The sequence below is a fragment of the Cupriavidus sp. HPC(L) genome, from assembly GCF_000307735.3.
GTDB lineage: Bacteria > Pseudomonadota > Gammaproteobacteria > Burkholderiales > Burkholderiaceae > Cupriavidus.
Genome location: NZ_AMPR02000259.1, coordinates 1 through 3,905, shown reverse-complemented (window position 1 = coordinate 3,905; position 3,905 = coordinate 1). Strand labels below are relative to the sequence as shown.

The 3,905-nt window shown below is 69.0% G+C and carries 3 protein-coding genes; all 3 read right to left on the bottom strand.

Features of this window, described 5'->3' with window-relative positions; genetic code table 11:
* The coding region (mrdA, locus tag B551_RS15080; protein WP_023264442.1) for a penicillin-binding protein 2 at positions 1-2,201 on the bottom strand (2,201 nt) is incomplete at its 3' end.
* Between the two features lie 60 nt (positions 2,202-2,261).
* Entirely contained in the window at positions 2,262-2,774 is a 513-nt protein-coding gene (gene mreD, locus B551_RS15075) for a rod shape-determining protein MreD (RefSeq protein WP_006579990.1), read from the bottom strand.
* Entirely contained in the window at positions 2,771-3,820 is a 1,050-nt protein-coding gene (mreC, locus tag B551_RS15070; protein WP_006579991.1) for a rod shape-determining protein MreC, read from the bottom strand. The genes mreD and mreC overlap by 4 nt, the downstream gene beginning before the upstream one ends.
* Between the last annotated feature and the right edge of the window lie 85 nt (positions 3,821-3,905).

Here is a 3,905-nt window from a genome sequence, read left to right as displayed (position 1 = left end):
AGCGCCTGGCGCATGCGCTCGCCCAGCGTCACCGGCGCCGAGGCCGGTGCGATCGCCTGCGGATCGATGTCCGGCGCCGCGGCGACCGCGCTGGCGCCGCCTTCGCGTGCCTCGCCTTCGCCCGCCTTGTCGTGCTGATCCTTGCCGCCCGGCTTGCCTTCCCCTTCCTCGCTGGCCAGCGTGTTGCCCATCGCGCTGGCGCTGGCGATGCTGGCGGTATGGCCGGTGGTGAACACGCTGGGCGTATCGACCGGCGGCAGGCCGTGCGCCCGCTCGGCGGCGGGCGGCGCGATCTCGGCCAGTTCGGCGGGCCATTTGCCGAGCAGGTAGTAATCCATCACCTTGCGCGCGATCGGTGCCGCGTGCGCCGCGCCGAAGCCCGCATTCTCGACGATCAGCGCCAGCGCGATCTTCGGTTTGTCGGCGGGCGCGAACGCGGTGTACAGCGCGTGGTCGCGCTTGTGCTCGGCCAGTGCGTGATGGTTGTACTTCTCCCCCTTGGCCAGCGAGTAGGTCTGCGCGGTGCCGGTCTTGCCGGCCGACTCGTAGGCGGCGCCGGCGAACACGCGCGCCGCGGTGCCCGAATGCGTGACGCCGACCATCGCGCGCTTGATCACGTCGATATCGGCCTGCTTGAACGGCAGCCGGTAGCTTTCCTTCGGCACCGTCAGGCGGCGCTGGCGCGTGACCGCGTCCTCGATGGCCTTGACCAGGTGGGGCTTCATCACCACGCCGTTGTTGACCAGGATCGAGGTCGCATGCGCCAGCTGCAGGATCGTAAAGCTGTTGTAGCCCTGGCCGATGCCCAGCGAGATGGTTTCGCCGTCATACCACTTTTGCTGCTCCGGCTTGCGGTAGGCGCGGCGCTTCCAGTCGGTCGACGGCAGGATGCCGCGGTTCTCGCCCTCGATATCGATGCCGGTCAGCTGGCCGAAGCCGAGCGGCTTCATGAAGTCGTGGATCGCGTTGACGCCCATGTCGCGCGCCAGCGCGTAGTAATAGGTGTCGCACGACGCGACGATCGAGCTATGCATGTCGACCCAGCCGTGGCCGCCCGGCTTGTCGTCGCGAAAGGTGTGGTTGCCCAGCGTGAAGAAGCCGGGGTCGTGCATGCCCCAGTTCGCGGTGCGCTTGCCGGTCGCCAGCGCCGCCAGCGCCATGAACGGCTTGTAGGTCGAGCCGGGCGGGTAGGTGCCGCGCAGCGGGCGGTTCAGCAGCGGCTTGTTCGGCGAATTGTTCAGCTCGTTCCAGGTAGCGGTGTCGATGCCCTCGACGAACAGGTTCGGGTCGAAGGTCGGCTTGGAGACGAAGGCGAGGATGTCGCCGGTGGCCGGCTCGATCGCCACCAGTGCGCCGCGGCGGTCGCCGAACAGCGCCTCGGCCAGCTGCTGCAGCCGGATGTCGAGCGACAGGATCAGGTTGTTGCCCGGCGTCGCCGGCGCGGTCGACAGCGTGCGGATCGGCCGCCCGCCGGCGCTGACCTCGACCTCCTCGATCCCGGTCAGCCCGTGCAGCTCGGTCTCGTAGCTTTGCTCGATGCCGATCTTGCCGATGTAGTTGGTGCCCTTGTAGTTGTCGGCGTCCTTGCGCGGATCGTACTTGGCCGGATTGGCGTCGTTGGCCTCGTCCATCGCCTCGATGCGCTGCTGGTCGCGCTGCGAGATGCGGCCGATATAGCCGACCACGTGCGAGGCCGATTCGCCCATCGGGTACTGGCGGAACAGCCGGGCCCGCACGTCGACGCCGGGAAAGCGGAAGCGCTGCGCGGAGAAGCGCGCGACCTCCTCGTCGCTCAGCTGGCTGCGGATCGGCAGGCTTTCGAAGCTGCGCGACTCCTCCATCAGCCGGCGGAAGCGCCGGCGGTCGCGCGGCTGGATCTCGATCAGCTCGGACAGTTCGTCGATGGTGTCGTCCAGCGACTGCGTCAGCTTGGACGGCGTGATCTCGAGCGTGTAGGCGGAATAGTTGCGCGCCAGCACGATGCCGTTGCGGTCCATGATGATGCCGCGGTTCGGCTCGATCGGCGCCACCGAGATGCGGTTGTCCTCGGCCTTGGCCGAATACTGGTCGTGCTTGTACCACTGCAGCCAGAAGAAGCGCAGGAACAGCAGGCCGAACAGGATCACGGCGAACAGCGCCGCGGCCGCCACGCGAAGGCGGAAGCGGCCGAGCTCGAGTTCGACGTTGCGGATTTCGGTCATGGTGCTGCGTGGACGGGCGGTCGGGGCACGGAGGGGAACAGCGAATGAAGTGCCATGCCGTCAGATCGGCCGGGTTTCGTCGACGTCGATCGAACGGCGCTGCGGCGCCAGCAGCAGGCCGGTGGCCAGCGGCCACAGCAGCGCCTCGATGCCGGGCGCGACCAGCAGCGGCCAGCCGGGCAGCGGCGCGCCCATCAGCAGCCGGATCACCACCGGCACCGCATGCGCGATGAACAGCAGCGGCAGCACGTGCAGCGCCTGCGTATAGACGCTGAACCACAGCACGCGGCGGTGGATCGTGATGGCGAAGTACGCCAGCAGCGTGTAGGCCATCGCGTGCTCGCCGAGCAGGCGGGCATCGTGCACGTCCATCAGCAGGCCCAGCACGAAGGCCACGCCCATGCCGACCTTGCGCGGCTGGTGGATGTTCCAGAACACCAGCACCAGCGCCACCATGTCGGGCACCCACAGGATGTCGCCCCACGGCAGCAGGTTGAACAGGAACGCCAGCACGAAGGTCAGCGCGATGAAGGCCGGGTTGACCGGCCGCAGCAGGTATTGGGGATGGGTCACCGCTTCTGCTCCTGGCCGGGCGCGGTCGAAGGCGCGGCCGCGGTGGCGACCGTGGCCGCGGCATCCGCCTTCGGCGCCTTCTCCGCTTTCTCGGGCTTATCGGCCTGATCGGCCTTATCCGTCTTGCCGGCCTTGCCCGCCTTGTCCGTCTTGCTGGCCTTGCCGCCGGCGTTCTTGCCGTCGGCCCCGGCCGGCAGGTCGCGCGAGGGCTTCTCGGCCTCGTAGCGCACCACCAGCAGTTGCCGATGCGAACGCACGCCCGCGACCGGCTCGCAGTAGACGCGCGAGAACGCGGTATCGGCCTTGCGTTCGATCTGCACGATGCGCGCGACCGGCAGCCCGGCCGGATAGACGCCGTCCAGGCCGGAGGTCACCAGCAGGTCGCCCTGCTGCAGATCGGCGGACGCCGCCATGAAGCGCAGATCCAGCATGCCCGCCTTGCCGCCGCCGAAGGCGATGCTGCGCAGGCCGTTGCGTACCACCTGCACCGGGATCGCCTGGTCCTTGTCGGTCAGCAGCGTGACTTCGGACTGGAACGGCGTCACGCGCGTGACCTGGCCGACCACGCCGCGATCGTCGATCACCGGGTAGCCGGCCCGCACGTCGTGCTGGCTGCCGCGGTCGATCACGATGCGTTGGCTGTACGGATCGCGCGCGTCGTACAGCACCTCGGCCGCGGTGACCGGTGTGGCCGATTGCTCCTTCAGGTCAAGCAGCTTGCGCAGCTGGCGGTTCTCGGCCTCGAGCTGGGCCTGACGCAGCGCGTCATCGGCCTGGGCCACCGCGCGCCGGCGCAGCTCGCGGTTCTCGCTGGCCAGCGCGGCGGACGACTGCAGATAGTCGAACGCGGTGCGCGCCATGTCGCGCGGCACCAGCACCGCGCGCTCGACCGGCATCAGCACGGTGGCGGCGACCTGCCGGACCGTGGACAGCGCATCGAAGCGGGCGTCGACGACCAGCAGCACCAGCGCCATCGTGACGAAGATGACCAGGCGCGCGAACGCGGACGTGCCCTGCTTGAATAGCGGTGGCGGCGTGTAATCCATTTAGCCGTACGCAGGCGGTGGCGGTCCGCGTCGCCGGCACGCCGCGCGCGGGCGTCCGGGAGCGGACCGGAATTGGCAAAGTCGC

Excerpts from the sequence above, each read along its gene's own strand:
- mreC (WP_006579991.1), bottom strand. The coding sequence starts at position 3,820 with ATGGATTACACGCCGCCACCGCTATTCAAGCAGGGCACGTCCGCGTTC.